This is a genomic window from Actinomycetospora lemnae (genome assembly GCF_028737315.1).
Classification (GTDB): Bacteria; Actinomycetota; Actinomycetes; order Mycobacteriales; family Pseudonocardiaceae; genus Actinomycetospora; species Actinomycetospora lemnae.
Map to the genome: position 1 here is coordinate 394,744 of NZ_JAQZAO010000004.1, position 14,298 is coordinate 409,041.

Genomic DNA, 14,298 nt, shown 5'->3' on the forward strand with positions numbered 1-14,298 from the left:
GTGGTGACCCGGCTGTGGGAGCTGCTGTGTGCGCTGCTGCGGCGGGCCCGGGACCGGGCCGCGCCGGTGCTGGCGGGCGCCGCCGCGCTCGTGCGTCCCGCGGGCCGGCGGGCCCCCGAGATCGTGGTGGTCGTCGGGGTCGTCATCAGCGTGCTGCTGGCGCTCGTGCTGGTCGGCGCCGCCCGCAACGACGCGCACATCGACGCGAACCGCGCGCAGGCCGTGGCCGAGGTGCTCGAGGGCGGCTCGCGCCCGCACACCTACGTCCGGTTCACCACGGTCGAGGGCGCGGTGCTCACGCCCGAGAAGGGCGTGTTCTACCCGCGGGGCCTGGAGCCGGGCCAGCTCGTCGAGGTCGAGTACGACCGCACCGACCCCGAGCTCGTCCGCGTCGCGGGCCGCACGTGGGCCGAGGGCCTGGTGCCCGTCCTGCTCGGGCTGCTGGGGCTGTGGGCCGTGGTCGGACCCGCGGCGTGGGGGCTCGCGCGCCGGCGGCGTCGCCGCCGCGAGGCCGCGCAGGCGACGGCGGCGTGGCGGCGCCGCGAGGAGCAGCGGGCCAGGGACGCCGACGGTGCCGAGGGCTCCGGCGGTGCCGACGAGGAGCCCGAGATGGCCGGGACGGCACGCCGGTGAGCGGCACCCGCGCGGACCTCGACCGCGACCCGAGCGCCGTGGCGCGCATGTTCGACGGCGTCGCCGCGCGCTACGACCTCACCAACACCGTGCTCTCGTTCGCCCAGGACGTCCGCTGGCGCCGGGCCACGCGCGCCGCGCTCGCCGTCGGGCCGGGGGACACGGTCCTCGACGTCGCCGCGGGCACCGGGGTCTCGACGGTCGAGCTCGCCCGCACCGGCGCGCGCTGCCTCGCCACCGACTTCTCGCTCGGCATGCTGCGCACCGGCCGCGCGCGCCCCGCCACCCGCGGCCTGCCGTTCGTGGCCGCGGACGCGCTGCACCTGCCGTTCCCGGACGCCTCGGTCGACGCGGTCGTCATCTCGTTCGGCCTGCGCAACACGGTCGACCCGGACGCCGCGCTCGCGGAGTTCGCCCGCGTCACCCGGCCCGGCGGCACGCTCGCGGTCTGCGAGTTCTCCCGGCCGACCTGGGCGCCGTTCCGCCGGGTCTACACCGACTACCTCATGCGCGCGCTGCCCCGCGTCGCGACGGCGGTCAGCTCCAACCCCGACGCGTACGTCTACCTCGCCGAGTCCATCCGCGCCTGGCCCGACCAGGCCGCCCTCGCGCAGCGGATCGCCGCGGCCGGCTGGCGGTCGGTGGCCTGGCGCGACCTCACCGGCGGGATCGTCGCGCTCCACACCGCGGTGCGGCCCGCGCGGACCTAGAGGGGCAGGGTCCGCGCGAGGTGCGCGCGCAGGGCGTCCCAGCCCTGTCGCTGGCCGTGCGCGATCCCGGTCGGGGTGCCGCCGGAGACGAGGTCGGCGTTGCGGTCGAGGATGCTCGGGGGGCGGGCGCAGGACGTGGCCGGCCTCCGGGGAGCACGAGCTGCTGGTCGTCGGAGCGGGCGCGCCGGGCGGCGATGTCGGCGGCCATGCCGGCTCGTCGACCAGCCCCCGGGCGGCTCCACCGTGACGTCCACCGGGACATCGTCGCCGGGTGCGTCTCCCCTCGCCGCGGTCCGGCACCGGAGGCAACCGCACTGACTGGCCGCTGCCCGGCGGGCCCAAACCACCCTCGGCGGGCGATCACGCCACACGGCTCCTACACTCCTCCGTGCCGAGCTAGTGAACGGATTCACAAGGGAGCCAGACGCCGTGTCCGCCACCACCGGAGCGCGCCGCAGCCCCGACAGCGACGCCGACGTCGTGGTCGTGGGCGCCGGTCCTGCGGGCTCCACGGTCGCGACGTACCTGGCGCGCGCCGGTCTCGACGTCCTCGTGCTCGAGAAGGCCACGTTCCCGCGCGAGAAGGTCTGCGGCGACGGCGTCACCCCGCGCGGGGTCAAGCAGCTCGTCGACCTCGGCGTCGACACCCGCGAGGAGGCCGGCTGGCGCCACCAGCGCGGACTGCGCGTCATCGGCGGCGGCGCGAGCGTCGAGCTCGACTGGCCCGAGCTCGCGAGCTACCCCGCCTACGGCCTCGTGCGCCCGCGCCGCGACTTCGACCAGATGCTCGCCGACCACGCCCGCGCCGCCGGCGCGCGCGTCGAGGAGGGCGTGTCGGTCACCGGCGCGACGCGCGACGAGCGCACCGGGCGCGTCACCGGCGTCGAGGCCCGCCGCGGCCCCGAGCGCACCCCCGTCACCCACACCGCGCCCCTCGTCGTCGCCTGCGACGGCGTCGGCGCCCGCACCGCGCTGAGCCTGGGCATCGCCAAGCGCGACGACCGCCCGCTCGGCGTCGCCGTGCGCCGCTACTACACGAGCCCCCGCCACGACGACCGCTACCTCGAGACCCACCTCGGCCTGCTCGACGGCCCGGGTGTCGGCCCCGACCTGCACGGCGGGTACGGCTGGGTCTTCGGGATGGGCGACGGCACCGCCAACGTCGGCCTCGGTGTGCTGGCCACGCAGCAGGGCGACAAGCGTGACTACCGCGCGCTGCTGCGCTCGTGGCTCGAGGGCCTGCCCGAGGCGTGGGGCCTCACCGAGGAGAACGCGACCGGGCCGATCGGGGGCGCCGCGCTGCCGATGGGCCTGTCCCGCACGCCGGTCTACCGCGACGGGCTCGTGCTCGTCGGCGACGCCGGCGGCATGGTCAACCCGTTCAGCGGCGAGGGCATCGCGTACGCCATGGAGTCGGCCGCGCTCGCCGCCGAGTGCGTCGTGCAGGCGATGGCCCGTCCCGAGGGCCCCGGGCGCGAGCGGGCGCTCGGCGCGTACCCGGCCGCGGTGCGCCACGCCCTGGGCCGCTACTACCGCGTCGGCAACCGCGCCGCCCACGCCCTGGGACGCCCGCGGTTCATGCACCACGCCCTGCGCCTCGGCCTGCCGCGGCGCCGGGTCATGGGTGCGGCGCTCAAGCTCTTCGCCGGGCTCACCGACGGACGGGACGGGGACGCGGCCGACCGCGTCCTCGAGCTCGTCCTGCGGCTGGTGCCGCCCCTGACCGACAGCCCCGACACCCCCGCACGGAAGGGGGCCGCGGCGGCCGGACGCGCCGCCTGACCGCAACGGGTTAGGTCGCCCTGATCGGTGGACGACCCCCTCGTCCTCATTAGGGTCCCCCTCGCCCGTCGAGCGTGATCCACCGCACGGGCCCGGACGTGGGCCCGACCACCACGCGAACTCCCGACGCGCAGCACCGGGGAGGAAGGAGACGACGATGCTGGACCCCTACGTCCCGCTCATCGTCATGTTCGGTCTCGCGGCCGCCTTCGGGCTGTTCTCGGTGACGGCCGCGCCGTTCATCGGGCCGCACCGCTACAACCGCGCCAAGCTCGACTCCTACGAGTGCGGCATCGAGCCCTCGCCGCAGCCGGTCGCCGGCGGCGGCCGCATCCCGGTGGCGTACTACCTCACCGCGATGCTGTTCATCCTGTTCGACATCGAGATGGTCTTCCTCTACCCGTTCGCGGTGAACATCGACGCGCTCGGGCTGTTCGGCCTCGTCGAGATCGTGCTGTTCGTGGCCACCGTCGCCTTCGCCTACGCCTACGTGTGGCGTCGCGGCGGGCTGGACTGGAGCTAGAAGCATGGGACTGGAAGAGAAGCTCCCGAACGGGATCGTGCTGGCCAGCGTCGAGAGCCTGGTCAACTGGACCCGCAAGGCATCGCTGTGGCCGGCCACCTTCGGGCTGGCCTGCTGCGCGATCGAGATGATGACCTCGGGCGCCCCGCGCTACGACCTCGGCCGCTTCGGCATGGAGGTGTTCCGCCCGAGCCCCCGCCAGGCCGACCTGATGATCGTCGCGGGCCGCGTCACCAACAAGATGGCCCCGGTCCTGCGCCAGATCTACGACCAGATGGCCGAGCCCCGCTGGGTCCTGGCCATGGGTGTCTGCGCCTCGTCGGGCGGCATGTTCAACAACTACGCGGTCGTCCAGGGCGTCGACCACGTCGTGCCCGTCGACATGTACCTCCCGGGCTGCCCGCCGCGCCCCGAGATGCTCATCGACGCCATCCTCAAGCTGCACCAGAAGATCCAGAACGAGCCGCTCGGGCCGGTGCGCGCCGAGCTCGCCGCCGAGCGCCGCGCCCAGGGCGAGAAGCTCGAGCTGCTGCCCTCCTCGGAGAAGTACGCCAAGAAGGACCGGAAGACGGGGGAGGCGAAGCGCGAGCATGTCTGGTGACGAGCAGAAGCCGAAGCCGCCCGGCACCGGAGCCGGCGGTGCGAGCGGGCCGACGGGGGCGTCCAACGCCTCCTCCGCGGGTGCCGCCGCCTTCGGCCCGCAGGAGATCGCCCGCCGCGACGTCAGCGGCTCCACCGCCGGCCGGGCCCGCGAGGGCATGTTCGGCATCCAGGGCTCCGGCGACACGTCGGGCTTCGGCGGCCTGCGCCTGCCCGGCTACGCGCCGGCCCCGGCCGAGCGGCCCTACGGCGGCTGGTTCGACGAGGTCGCCGACGAGGCCGCTGAAGCGTTGGCCGATGACAACGGAGCCGGGGGCGCTCCTTTCGACCTCTGCGTCCAGCAGATCACGGTCGACCGCGGCGAGATGACCTGGTACGTCGACCGTGAGCACCTGGTGCGCCTGGCCCGCACCCTGCGCGACGACCCGGCGCTGCGCTTCGAGTTCTGTTCGGGCGTCTCCGGCGTCGACTACGGCGAGGGCGTGCCGCAGCAGCTGCACGTCGTCATCCACCTGCTGTCGATGACCTACCGGCGCCGGCTGCGCCTCGAGATCGCCCTCGACCTCGACGACGCGCGCTGCCCGTCGCTGGTCGAGGTCTACCCGACGGCCGACTGGCACGAGCGCGAGACGTGGGACATGTTCGGCGTGGTCTTCGAGGGCCACCCGAGCCTGACCCGGATCCTCATGCCGGACGACTGGAACGGCCACCCGCAGCTCAAGAGCTACCCGCTCGGCGGCATCCCCGTGGAGTACCACGACGCGGAGATCCCGCCGCCCGACCAGCGGAGGGCCTACACCTGATGAGCTCTGGCAACGTGACCGACACGCACACCGACCCCTACGCCGCGTCGGATCCCTATGCGGCAACCAGCCGCGAGACCACCGAGGGCACCGTCTACACGGTCACCGGTGGCGACTGGGACGAGATGGTCGACCAGACCGCCGGCGACGAGCGCATCGTCATCAACATGGGTCCGCAGCACCCGTCGACCCACGGCGTGCTGCGGCTCGTGCTCGAGCTCTCCGGCGAGACGGTCACCGACGCGCGGCTGGTCATCGGCTACCTGCACACGGGCATCGAGAAGAACTGCGAGTACCGCACCTGGACCCAGGGCGTCACGTTCGTGACGCGCATGGACTACCTGGCGCCGCTGTTCAACGAGACCGCCTACTGCCTCTCGACCGAGCGCCTGCTCGGCATCGAGGTGCCCGAGCGTGCCGCGACGATCCGCGTCCTCCTCATGGAGATCAACCGGATCGCCTCGCACCTCGTCGCGCTCGCCACCGGCGGCATGGAGCTCGGCGCGCTCACCGGCATGACCAACGGCTTCCGCGAGCGCGAGGAGGCCCTGCACCTGCTCGAGTTCCTCACCGGCCTGCGCATGAACCACGCGTTCATCCGCCCCGGTGGGGTCGTGCAGGACCTGCCGGAGGGCTACGAGGACCGCATCCGGTCGTTCGTCGCGGTCATGCGCGAGCGCCTGCCCGGCTTCCACAAGCTGCTCACCGGCAACCGGATCTGGCGCCAGCGTCTCGAGGGCGTCGGCTACCTGCCGCTGGACGGCTGCCTCGCCCTCGGCGTCACCGGCCCGATCCTGCGCTCGGCGGGCCTGGCCTGGGACCTGCGCCAGGTCGACCCGTACCTCGGCTACGAGCACTACGACTTCGAGGTACCCACCGACACCGCCGCCGACAGCTTCGCCCGCTACCTGCTCCGGGTCGAGGAGATGAGCGAGTCGCTCAAGATCATCGAGCAGGCCCTCGGGCGCCTCGAGCCGGGCCCGGTGATGGTCGAGGACGCGAAGATCGCGTGGCCGGCCCGGCTGTCGATCGGCGCCGACGGCATGGGCAACTCCCTCGAGCACGTCCGGCGGATCATGGGCCAGTCGATGGAGTCGCTGATCCACCACTTCAAGCTGGTCACCGAGGGCTTCAAGGTGCCGCCGGGCCAGGCCTACGTGCCGATCGAGTCGCCCCGCGGCGAGCTCGGTGCGCACCTGGTCTCCGACGGCGGCACCCGCCCGCTGCGCGTGCACTTCCGCGACCCCAGCTTCGTCAACCTGCAGGCCGCGCCGGCGATGGCCGAGGGCGGGATGGTCTCCGACGTCATCGCCGCGCTCGCCTCGCTCGATCCCGTGATGGGGGGTTGTGACCGATGAGCCGTGCTCTCGGACCGGAGGCGCCGGCGGCGCCGCCGCAGGAGCCCGGGCACGCGATCGACGAGGCGGGCGGCACCACCGCGCAGCACGCCGCGCTGAGCACGGTCGACACCACGGTGTTCGACGGCGTGCGCGACCGGGCGGCGGCGATCATCGCCCGCTACCCGGAGCCGCGGTCGGCGCTGCTGCCGCTGCTGCACCTCGTCCAGCACGTCGAGGGCCACGTCTCCCGCGCCGGCATCGCCTTCTGCGCGGAGGCCCTGGAGATCACGACCGCCGAGGTCTCGGCCGTCGCGACCTTCTACACGATGTACAAGCGCGAGCCCGTCGGCCGCCACCTCGTCAGCGTCTGCACCAACACGCTGTGCGCGGCCCTCGGCGGCGACGACATCTACGCGGCCGTGCGTGAGCGCCTCGGCGAACCGGGTCGGCCCCTGGGGCACGAGCAGACCAGCGCGGACGGCACGGCGACGATCGAGCACGCCGAGTGCCTGGCGGCCTGCGACCTCGCGCCGGTGCTCACGGTCGACTACGAGTTCTTCGACAAGCAGACGGTCGAGTCGGCCGTGGAGATCATCGAGGCGCTGAAGCGCGGCGAGAAGCCGCACCCGACCCGCGGCGCCCCGCTGAACGACTTCCGCTCCGTGGAGCTGCTGCTCGCGGGCTTCTACGACGACCCGGCCGTCGGCGGCCTCGACGCCGTCGGCGGTCCGTCGGCGGCCGACGAGAGCCTGCGCGGTGCCCGGCTCGCCGAGGAGCGCGGCTGGACCGCGCCGGCGGTGCCCGACCAGGGAGGCCCCGATGCCTGATCCGCTCACCCCCGTCCTCACCAAGCGCTGGCTGGGACCCGAGTCCTGGACGCTGCGCCACTACACCGAGCTCGGCGGCTACGAGGCGCTGGACAAGGCCCTGAACACGCCGCCGGACGACATCGTCGCGCTGGTCAAGGACTCGGGCCTGCGCGGACGCGGCGGCGCCGGCTTCCCGACGGGCATGAAGTGGAGCTTCATCCCGCAGGCCAAGCCCGGCGAGGAGCCCCGGGGCCCGGCGGCGAAGCCCAAGTACCTCGTCATCAACGCCGACGAGGGCGAGCCCGGGACCTGCAAGGACGTCCCGTTGATGATGGCCGACCCGCACTCGCTCATCGAGGGCTGCATCATCACGAGCTGGGCGATCCGCGCGCACTTCTGCGTGATCTACGTGCGCGGCGAGGTCGTCCACGTCCTGCGTCGCCTACACGCGGCCGTGCGCGAGGCGTACGACGCCGGCCACCTCGGCAAGGACATCCACGGCAGCGGCTTCGACCTCGACATCGTCGTGCACGCCGGCGCCGGGGCCTACATCTGCGGCGAGGAGACCGCGCTGCTCGACTCGCTCGAGGGCCGCCGTGGCCAGCCGCGCCTCAAGCCGCCGTTCCCCGCGACCGCGGGGCTCTACGCCGCGCCGACCGTCGTCAACAACGTCGAGACGATCGCGACCGTCCCGTCGATCGTGACCGGCGGCAAGGACTGGTTCCGGACGATGGGCCGCGAGCGCTCGCCCGGGCCGAAGATCTACTCGCTGTCCGGGCACGTCGAGCGTCCCGGGCAGTACGAGGCGCCGCTGGGCACGACGCTGCGCGAGCTGCTCGACCTCGCCGGGGGCATGAAGGACGGCATCCCGCTGAAGTTCTGGACGCCCGGCGGCTCGTCCACCCCGCTGCTCACGGCGGACCACCTCGACGTCCCGCTGGACTTCGAGGGCGCCACCGAGGCGGGCTCGATGCTCGGCACCACCGCGCTCATGATCTTCAACGAGACCGTGTCGGTCCCGTGGGCGGTCATGAAGTGGACGGAGTTCTACGAGCACGAGTCGTGCGGCAAGTGCACGCCGTGCCGCGAGGGCTGCTACTGGCTCGCCGGCATCCTGCGCCGGATGGTCGACGGCGAGGGCACCGAGTCGGACATCGACACGCTGCTCGACGTCTGCGACAACGTCCTCGGGCGCTCCTTCTGCGCGCTCGGCGACGGCGCGGTCTCGCCGATCACCAGCGGCATCAAGTACTTCCGGCAGGAGTTCGTCGAACTCTGCACGGCGCAGCAGCGCCACCCGGAGGTCGACCGGATCGTCGAACTGAGCGGAGCCAGCGCGTGACACAGGCCCCGGAGAAGCCGTCGGAGCAGGACGACCTGCCGCCCGTGCCGGAGGGGCACGTGCGGCTCACGATCGACGACCGCATCGTCGACGCCCCGCAGGGCGAGCTGCTGATCCGCACCTGCGAGCGGCTCGGCATCGTCGTCCCCCGCTTCTGCGACCACCCCCTGCTCGACCCGGCCGGCGCCTGCCGCCAGTGCCTGGTCGAGGTGGAGATGGGCGGGCGAAAGATGCCCAAGCCGCAGGCCAGCTGCACGATGACCGTGGCCCAGGACATGGTCGTCAACACCCAGATGACCTCGGCCGTCGCCGACAAGGCGCAGCAGGGCGTCATGGAGCTGCTGCTCATCAACCACCCGCTCGACTGCCCGGTCTGCGACAAGGGCGGCGAGTGCCCACTGCAGAACCAGGCGATGTCGTCGGGGCGCGCGGAGTCGCGGTTCGTCGAGGAGAAGCGGACGTTCGCGAAGCCGCTGCCGATCTCCAGCGAGGTGCTGCTCGACCGCGAGCGCTGCGTGCTCTGCCAGCGCTGCACCCGCTTCTCGCGCCAGATCGCCGGCGACCAGTTCATCGAGCTGCTCGAGCGCGGCGCGCACCAGCAGATCGGCACCGAGGAGACCGCCTTCGGCGAGGGCGAGGACTTCCAGTCCTACTTCTCCGGCAACACCATCCAGATCTGCCCGGTCGGCGCCCTGACCTCCGCGTCCTACCGCTTCCGCTCGCGGCCGTTCGACCTCGTCTCGACGCCCGGGGTCTCCGAGCACGACAGCTCGGGCGCGGCGGTGCGCCGCGACTGGCGGCGCGGGGCGGTCACCCGCGTGCTCGCCGGCGACGACCCCGAGGTCAACGAGGAGTGGATCGACGACAAGACCCGCTTCGCGTTCCGGTACACCCAGTCCGCGCAGCGGATCACGCGGCCGATGATCCGGGGCGAGGACGGCTCGCTCGTCGAGACGTCGTGGACCGAGGCGCTCGAGCGCGCGGCGGGCCTGCTCACGGCGGCGCGCGACGGCGAGGGCCCGGCGCCGGTGGACACCGACGGTGAGGCGCTGGAGCCCAAGCGCGGCGTCGGCGTCCTGCCCGGCGGGCGCCTGACCCTCGAGGACGCCTACGCCTACGCGAAGTTCGCGCGCCTGGCCCTGCGCACCAACGACGTCGACGCCCGCGCGCGGGTGCACTCGGGCGAGGAGCTGGACTTCCTCGCCGCGCACGTCGCCGGCACCGGGCTCGGCGTCACCTACGGCGACCTGGAGGAGGCGCCGGCCGTCCTCACCGTGGCCCTCGAGGTCGAGGAGGAGGCGCCGATCGTCTTCCTGCGGCTGCGCAAGGCCGCGCGGACGGGCACGGCGGTGCACCACCTCGGCCAGTGGTCGAGCCCGGCCGTGGTGAAGACCGGCGGACGCCTCGTGCGCTGCGCGCCGGGGCGCGAGGTCGAGGCGCTGGCGACCCTGCCCGACCCGGTCGCGGACGGGCTCGCGCAGCCCGGCGCGGTCGTGCTGGTGGGGGAGCGGGCGGCCGAGGTCCCCGGTCTCTACGCCGCGGTGTCCGAGCTGGTCGCGCGCACCGGGGCCCGCGTGGCCTGGGTGCCGCGGCGCGCCGGCGAGCGCGGCGCGGTGGACACCGGCCTGGTGCCGACGCTGCTGCCCGGCGGCCGCGCGGTCGACGACGAGACCGCGCGGGCGGCGCTCGCCTCGTCCTGGGGGGTGGCGGACCTGCCCGCCACGCCCGGACGTGACACCGCCGCGATCCTGCGCGCGGCCGCGGACGGCGAGCTCGCCGGCCTCGTGGTCGGCGGCGTCGAGATCGCGGACCTGCCCGACCCCGACCTCGCGCGCGCGGCGCTCGGCGCGGCCGACGTCGTCGTCAGCCTCGAGCTGGCGCGCTCCGAGGTCACCGAGTACGCCGACGTCGTCCTGCCGGTGGCCCCGGTGATCAACAAGGCGGGGACCTTCCGCAACTGGGAGGGCCGCGACCGGCGCTTCGGCACCACGATCGACCCGTCCGGCGGCTCGGCCGGCCGGGTCGGCGGCACCGCGGCGACGACCCTGCCCGACTGCCGGGTGCTCGACACCCTCGCCGTCGAGATGGACGTCGACCTGTTCACCCAGACCCCCGAGGTCGCGGGCACCGAGCTCGCCCGCCTGGGCACCGGCCGGCCCGCCACCGTGGGCCCGGTGCGCGGCCCCGAGCACCCCGACCAGCCGGAGACGACCGACGAGGAGGGCACCGAGCTGCGCCTGGCCTCCTGGCGCCAGCTCCTCGACGGCGGCGCGCTGCTCGCCGACGAGCCCGACCTCGCCGGCACGGCCCGCCCGCCGCGGATCCGGCTGTCGGCGACGACGGCCCGGCGGCTCGGGTTCGCCGAGGACGACCCGGCCGAGGTCGAGGGCCCGCGCGGCTCGCTGATCCTGCCGGTCGAGGTCGCCGACCTCCCCGACGACGTCGTCTGGGCGCCCGCGCGTGTGCCGGGTACGGACGGCACGACCGTCGTCACCCTCGCCGGGCTCGGGCTGGGCCACGGCGGACCCGTCCGCCTCGGCGGCGGCAGCCCCATGTCCGACGGGAGCCCCTCGTGAACCCGATGCCCCCGCCGGGGTACACCCAGACCCTCATCGCCGACGACCCGTTCTGGCTGACGGCGATCAAGGTCCTCGTGGTCTTCGTCCTCCTGATGCTGATCACGCTGTTCATGATCTGGTTCGAGCGCCGGGTCGTGGGCCGCATGCAGCAGCGGCCGGGCCCGAACTGGAACGGCCCGTTCGGACTGCTCCAGTCGCTGGCCGACGGGCTCAAGCTCGCGTTCAAGGAGGACATCCGCCCGGTCCTCGCCGACAAGGCGGTCTTCTTCATCGCGCCGGTGCTCTCGGTGGTGCCGGCGTTCGTCGCGTGGGCGGTGATCCCGCTCGGCCCCGAGGTCTCGATCTTCGGCGAGCGCACCGCCCTGCAGCTGACCGACCTGCCGGTGGGCGTGCTCGTCGTGCTGGCCTGCTCGTCGATCGGCGTCTACGGCATCGTGCTCGCCGGCTGGGCGTCGGGCTCGCCGTACCCGCTGCTCGGCAGCCTGCGCAGCGCCGCCCAGGTCATCTCCTACGAGCTGGCCCTCGGCCTGTCGATCATCGCGGTCGTCCTCTACGCGGGCTCGCTCTCGACCGCCGACATCGTCGCCGCGCAGTCGACCGGCTGGTACATCTGGCTGCTGCCGGTCAGCTTCGTCATCTTCGCGGTGTCGATGGTCGGCGAGACCAACCGCGCGCCGTTCGACCTGCCCGAGGCCGAGTCCGAGCTGGTCGGCGGCTTCCACACCGAGTACTCGTCGCTGAAGTTCGCGCTCTTCTTCCTCGCCGAGTACGTCAACATGGTCACCCTCTCCGCGGTGGCCACGACGCTGTTCCTCGGCGGCTGGATGGCCCCCTGGCCACTGTCGTTGATCCCCGGCGTCAACGAGGGCTGGCTGCCCCTGGTCTGGTTCTTCGGCAAGACGCTGGTGTTCCTGTTCGTCTACATCTGGCTGCGCGGCACGCTGCCCCGCCAGCGCTACGACCAGTTCATGCGTCTGGGCTGGAAGCTGCTCATCCCGGTCAGCCTGCTGTGGCTGATGCTGGTCGCGACGTTGCGGGTGCTGCGCGCCGAGCTCACGACCGGCCAGATCCTCATCGTCGGCGGCGTGGCGCTCGTGCTGCTCGTCGGCGCGGCCCTGCTCATCCCCGACCAGGCGCCGCCGGACGAGGACCGCGAGCCGCCGATCGTCACCGACTACCCCGTGCCGCCCCTGGACCTCGCGGTCCCGCCGACCCCCAAGCGGCGCCGCCGCGCGGTGGCCCCGGCTCGCGAGGACCAGCAGGACGGCGAGACCGTCACCGCCGGCGCGAGCCGGGAGGGAGACTCCTGATGGGCCTGTTCGACGGGGTCGCCGGGTTCGGCGTCACCTTCTCGACGATGTTCCGCAAGGTCGTCACCGAGGACTACCCGCGCGTGAAGAAGGTGACCGCCCCGCGCTACCACGGGCGCCACCAGCTCAACCGGCACCCGGACGGCCTGGAGAAGTGCGTCGGCTGCGAGCTGTGCGCCTGGGCCTGCCCGGCCGACGCGATCTACGTCGAGGGCGGCGACAACACCGACGAGGAGCGCTACTCGCCGGGCGAGCGCTACGGCGCGATCTACCAGATCAACTACCTGCGCTGCATCGGCTGCGGGCTGTGCATCGAGGCGTGCCCGACGCGGTCGCTGACGATGACCAACGAGTACGAGCTCGCCGACGACGACCGCCAGGACCTGATCTACGACAAGGAGCGCCTGCTCGCCCCGCTGCTGCCGGGCATGGAGCAGCCGCCGCACCCGATGCGGCTCGGCACCGACGAGCAGGACTACTACGTGCAGGGCCCGGAGATGGCCCGGCGCTCCGACGTCCAGGACGCGGTGCGCGAGGAGATCCCGATGGTGCCGCCGCGCGAGCCGGCGCCGCAGGACGGCGTCTCGACCGAGGCCGTGGAGCAGAGCTCGGTGATGAGCACCGGGGAGAAGCGGTGAACGCGCTGCTGGCGGCGGCCCCGATGACCGGTGGCGGCGAGATGTCCACCGGTGAGTCGGTGGCGTTCTGGATCCTCGGTCCGGTGGCCCTGGCCGGTGGTCTGGGCATGATCTTCGCGCGCAACGCCGTGCACTCGGCGCTGTGGCTGGTCATGACGATGCTCAGCCTCGGCGTGCTCTACATGGTCCAGCAGGCGCCGTTCCTCGGGTTCACGCAGATCATCGTCTACACCGGCGCGATCATGATGCTGTTCGTGTTCGTGCTGATGATGGTCGGGCGCGACGCCTCGGACTCCGTCGTCGAGGTGCTGCGCGGCCAGCGCCTGGCCGCCGCCGTCCTCGGCGTCGGGCTGGGCGGGCTGGCCGTCGCCGCGGTCGCCGAGACGCTGACCGCGGTCGGGCCGGTGGGCCTCGGCCCGGGCTACGGCCCCGAGGCGCGCGGCAACGTCCAGGCGCTCGGCACGAGCATCTTCCGCGACTACCTGCTGCCCTTCGAGCTGACCTCGGCGCTGCTGATCACCGCCGCCGTCGGCGCGATGGTCTACACGTTCGCCGGTCAGGCCCGCCGCAAGCAGGCGAGCCAGCGCGAGCGCGTCGTCGAGCGCCTGCGCGGACCGCTCGCGCAGTACGGCTCGCGGTCGGGCCCGGGTGTCTTCGCCACCGCCGACTCGGTCGCGACCCCGGCCCTGCTGCCCGACGGCTCGGTGGCCCCGGCGTCGCTGTCGCGGATCATCGAGTCGACCCGCCGCGAGCGCCTCGACGCCGACATCGCCGACGTGCAGTCCGAGAGCGGCCCGGCCGGTGAGATCGACGCCCGGGCGCTGCGGGGCGGCGGCCACGACGGTCACGAGGGCCACGACGTCGGCAGCACCCACGACCGGCTCAGCGAGGGCTCCCACCGCGCGACCGGCGAGAACGAGGGAGCCCGATGAGCCCCACGATCTACCTGCTGCTCTCCGCGCTGCTGTTCGCGATCGGCGCGGTCGGCGTGCTGGTGCGGCGCAACGCGATCGTCGTGTTCATGTGCATCGAGCTCATGCTCAACGCGGTGAACCTGACGCTCGTCACCTTCTCCCGCATCAACGGGTCACTCGGCGGCCAGATCATGGCCTTCTTCGTCATGGTCGTCGCCGCGGCGGAGGTCGTCGTCGGCCTCTCGATCATCATGGCCATCTTCCGCACGCGCCGGACGACCTCGGTCGACGACGCCAACCTGCTCAAGTACTGAA

Annotated in this window: 14 protein-coding genes; all 14 read left to right on the forward strand. The window is 73.4% G+C overall.

Annotated features, from left to right (window positions below; translation table 11 throughout):
- Positions 1-3 precede the first annotated feature (3 nt).
- Positions 4-633 (forward strand): DUF3592 domain-containing protein, encoded by a 630-nt coding sequence (locus PGB27_RS11445; RefSeq protein ID WP_274200488.1) that lies wholly within the window; start codon positions 4-6, stop codon positions 631-633.
- Positions 630-1,343, forward strand: coding sequence for a demethylmenaquinone methyltransferase (locus tag PGB27_RS11450; RefSeq protein WP_274200489.1), 714 nt, complete (start codon positions 630-632; stop codon positions 1,341-1,343). Before PGB27_RS11445 ends, PGB27_RS11450 begins: the two co-directional genes overlap by 4 nt.
- Before the next feature lie 429 nt (positions 1,344-1,772).
- The gene (locus PGB27_RS11455) at positions 1,773-3,125 is read left to right on the forward strand and encodes a geranylgeranyl reductase family protein (protein WP_274200490.1); all 1,353 of its coding nucleotides are present in this window, start codon (positions 1,773-1,775) and stop codon (positions 3,123-3,125) included.
- A gap of 157 nt (positions 3,126-3,282) precedes the next feature.
- Positions 3,283-3,648 carry an NADH-quinone oxidoreductase subunit A gene (locus tag PGB27_RS11460; RefSeq protein WP_274200491.1) on the forward strand — a complete coding sequence of 122 codons (366 nt, stop codon included), beginning with the start codon at positions 3,283-3,285 and terminating at the stop codon, positions 3,646-3,648.
- Between the two features lie 4 nt (positions 3,649-3,652).
- Positions 3,653-4,249: a NuoB/complex I 20 kDa subunit family protein gene (locus PGB27_RS11465; RefSeq protein ID WP_274200492.1), complete on the forward strand. Its 597-nt coding sequence runs from the start codon at positions 3,653-3,655 to the stop codon at positions 4,247-4,249.
- Positions 4,239-5,051, forward strand: a complete 813-nt coding sequence (locus tag PGB27_RS11470; protein WP_274200493.1) for an NADH-quinone oxidoreductase subunit C — start codon at positions 4,239-4,241, stop codon at positions 5,049-5,051. Before PGB27_RS11465 ends, PGB27_RS11470 begins: the two co-directional genes overlap by 11 nt.
- Positions 5,051-6,409, forward strand: a complete 1,359-nt coding sequence (locus PGB27_RS11475) for an NADH-quinone oxidoreductase subunit D (RefSeq protein WP_274200494.1) — start codon at positions 5,051-5,053, stop codon at positions 6,407-6,409. The genes PGB27_RS11470 and PGB27_RS11475 overlap by 1 nt, the downstream gene beginning before the upstream one ends.
- Positions 6,406-7,218: an NADH-quinone oxidoreductase subunit NuoE gene (gene nuoE, locus PGB27_RS11480; protein ID WP_274200495.1), complete on the forward strand. Its 813-nt coding sequence runs from the start codon at positions 6,406-6,408 to the stop codon at positions 7,216-7,218. The genes PGB27_RS11475 and nuoE overlap by 4 nt, the downstream gene beginning before the upstream one ends.
- Positions 7,211-8,542 (forward strand): NADH-quinone oxidoreductase subunit NuoF, encoded by a 1,332-nt coding sequence (nuoF, locus tag PGB27_RS11485; RefSeq protein ID WP_274200496.1) that lies wholly within the window; start codon positions 7,211-7,213, stop codon positions 8,540-8,542. The genes nuoE and nuoF overlap by 8 nt, the downstream gene beginning before the upstream one ends.
- Entirely contained in the window at positions 8,539-11,118 is a 2,580-nt protein-coding gene (locus PGB27_RS11490; protein WP_274200497.1) for an NADH-quinone oxidoreductase subunit G, read from the forward strand. The genes nuoF and PGB27_RS11490 overlap by 4 nt, the downstream gene beginning before the upstream one ends.
- 5 nt (positions 11,119-11,123) lie before the next feature.
- Positions 11,124-12,431 (forward strand): NADH-quinone oxidoreductase subunit NuoH, encoded by a 1,308-nt coding sequence (nuoH, locus tag PGB27_RS11495; protein ID WP_274200618.1) that lies wholly within the window; start codon positions 11,124-11,126, stop codon positions 12,429-12,431.
- A complete protein-coding gene (gene nuoI, locus PGB27_RS11500) occupies positions 12,431-13,069 on the forward strand; it encodes an NADH-quinone oxidoreductase subunit NuoI (RefSeq protein WP_274200498.1) in 639 nt (212 codons plus the stop codon). The genes nuoH and nuoI overlap by 1 nt, the downstream gene beginning before the upstream one ends.
- A gap of 23 nt (positions 13,070-13,092) precedes the next feature.
- On the forward strand, positions 13,093-14,001 hold the full coding sequence (locus tag PGB27_RS11505; RefSeq protein ID WP_408630052.1) for an NADH-quinone oxidoreductase subunit J: 909 nt from the start codon (positions 13,093-13,095) through the stop codon (positions 13,999-14,001).
- Positions 13,998-14,297 carry an NADH-quinone oxidoreductase subunit NuoK gene (gene nuoK / locus PGB27_RS11510; RefSeq protein ID WP_274190868.1) on the forward strand — a complete coding sequence of 100 codons (300 nt, stop codon included), beginning with the start codon at positions 13,998-14,000 and terminating at the stop codon, positions 14,295-14,297. The genes PGB27_RS11505 and nuoK overlap by 4 nt, the downstream gene beginning before the upstream one ends.
- Position 14,298 lies beyond the last annotated feature (1 nt).

Bases quoted from the DNA above. Each gene is read 5' to 3' on its own strand.
- PGB27_RS11470 (WP_274200493.1), top strand. From the start codon at position 4,239: ATGTCTGGTGACGAGCAGAAGCCGAAGCCGCCCGGCACCGGAGCCGGC.
- PGB27_RS11460 (WP_274200491.1), top strand. From the start codon at position 3,283: ATGCTGGACCCCTACGTCCCGCTCATCGTCATGTTCGGTCTCGCGGCC.
- nuoF (WP_274200496.1), top strand. From the start codon at position 7,211: ATGCCTGATCCGCTCACCCCCGTCCTCACCAAGCGCTGGCTGGGACCC.
- PGB27_RS11465 (WP_274200492.1), top strand. From the start codon at position 3,653: ATGGGACTGGAAGAGAAGCTCCCGAACGGGATCGTGCTGGCCAGCGTC.
- PGB27_RS11505 (WP_408630052.1), top strand. From the start codon at position 13,093: ATGACCGGTGGCGGCGAGATGTCCACCGGTGAGTCGGTGGCGTTCTGG.
- nuoH (WP_274200618.1), top strand. From the start codon at position 11,124: ATGCCCCCGCCGGGGTACACCCAGACCCTCATCGCCGACGACCCGTTC.
- nuoE (WP_274200495.1), top strand. From the start codon at position 6,406: ATGAGCCGTGCTCTCGGACCGGAGGCGCCGGCGGCGCCGCCGCAGGAG.
- PGB27_RS11475 (WP_274200494.1), top strand. From the start codon at position 5,051: ATGAGCTCTGGCAACGTGACCGACACGCACACCGACCCCTACGCCGCG.
- nuoI (WP_274200498.1), top strand. From the start codon at position 12,431: ATGGGCCTGTTCGACGGGGTCGCCGGGTTCGGCGTCACCTTCTCGACG.
- nuoK (WP_274190868.1), top strand. From the start codon at position 13,998: ATGAGCCCCACGATCTACCTGCTGCTCTCCGCGCTGCTGTTCGCGATC.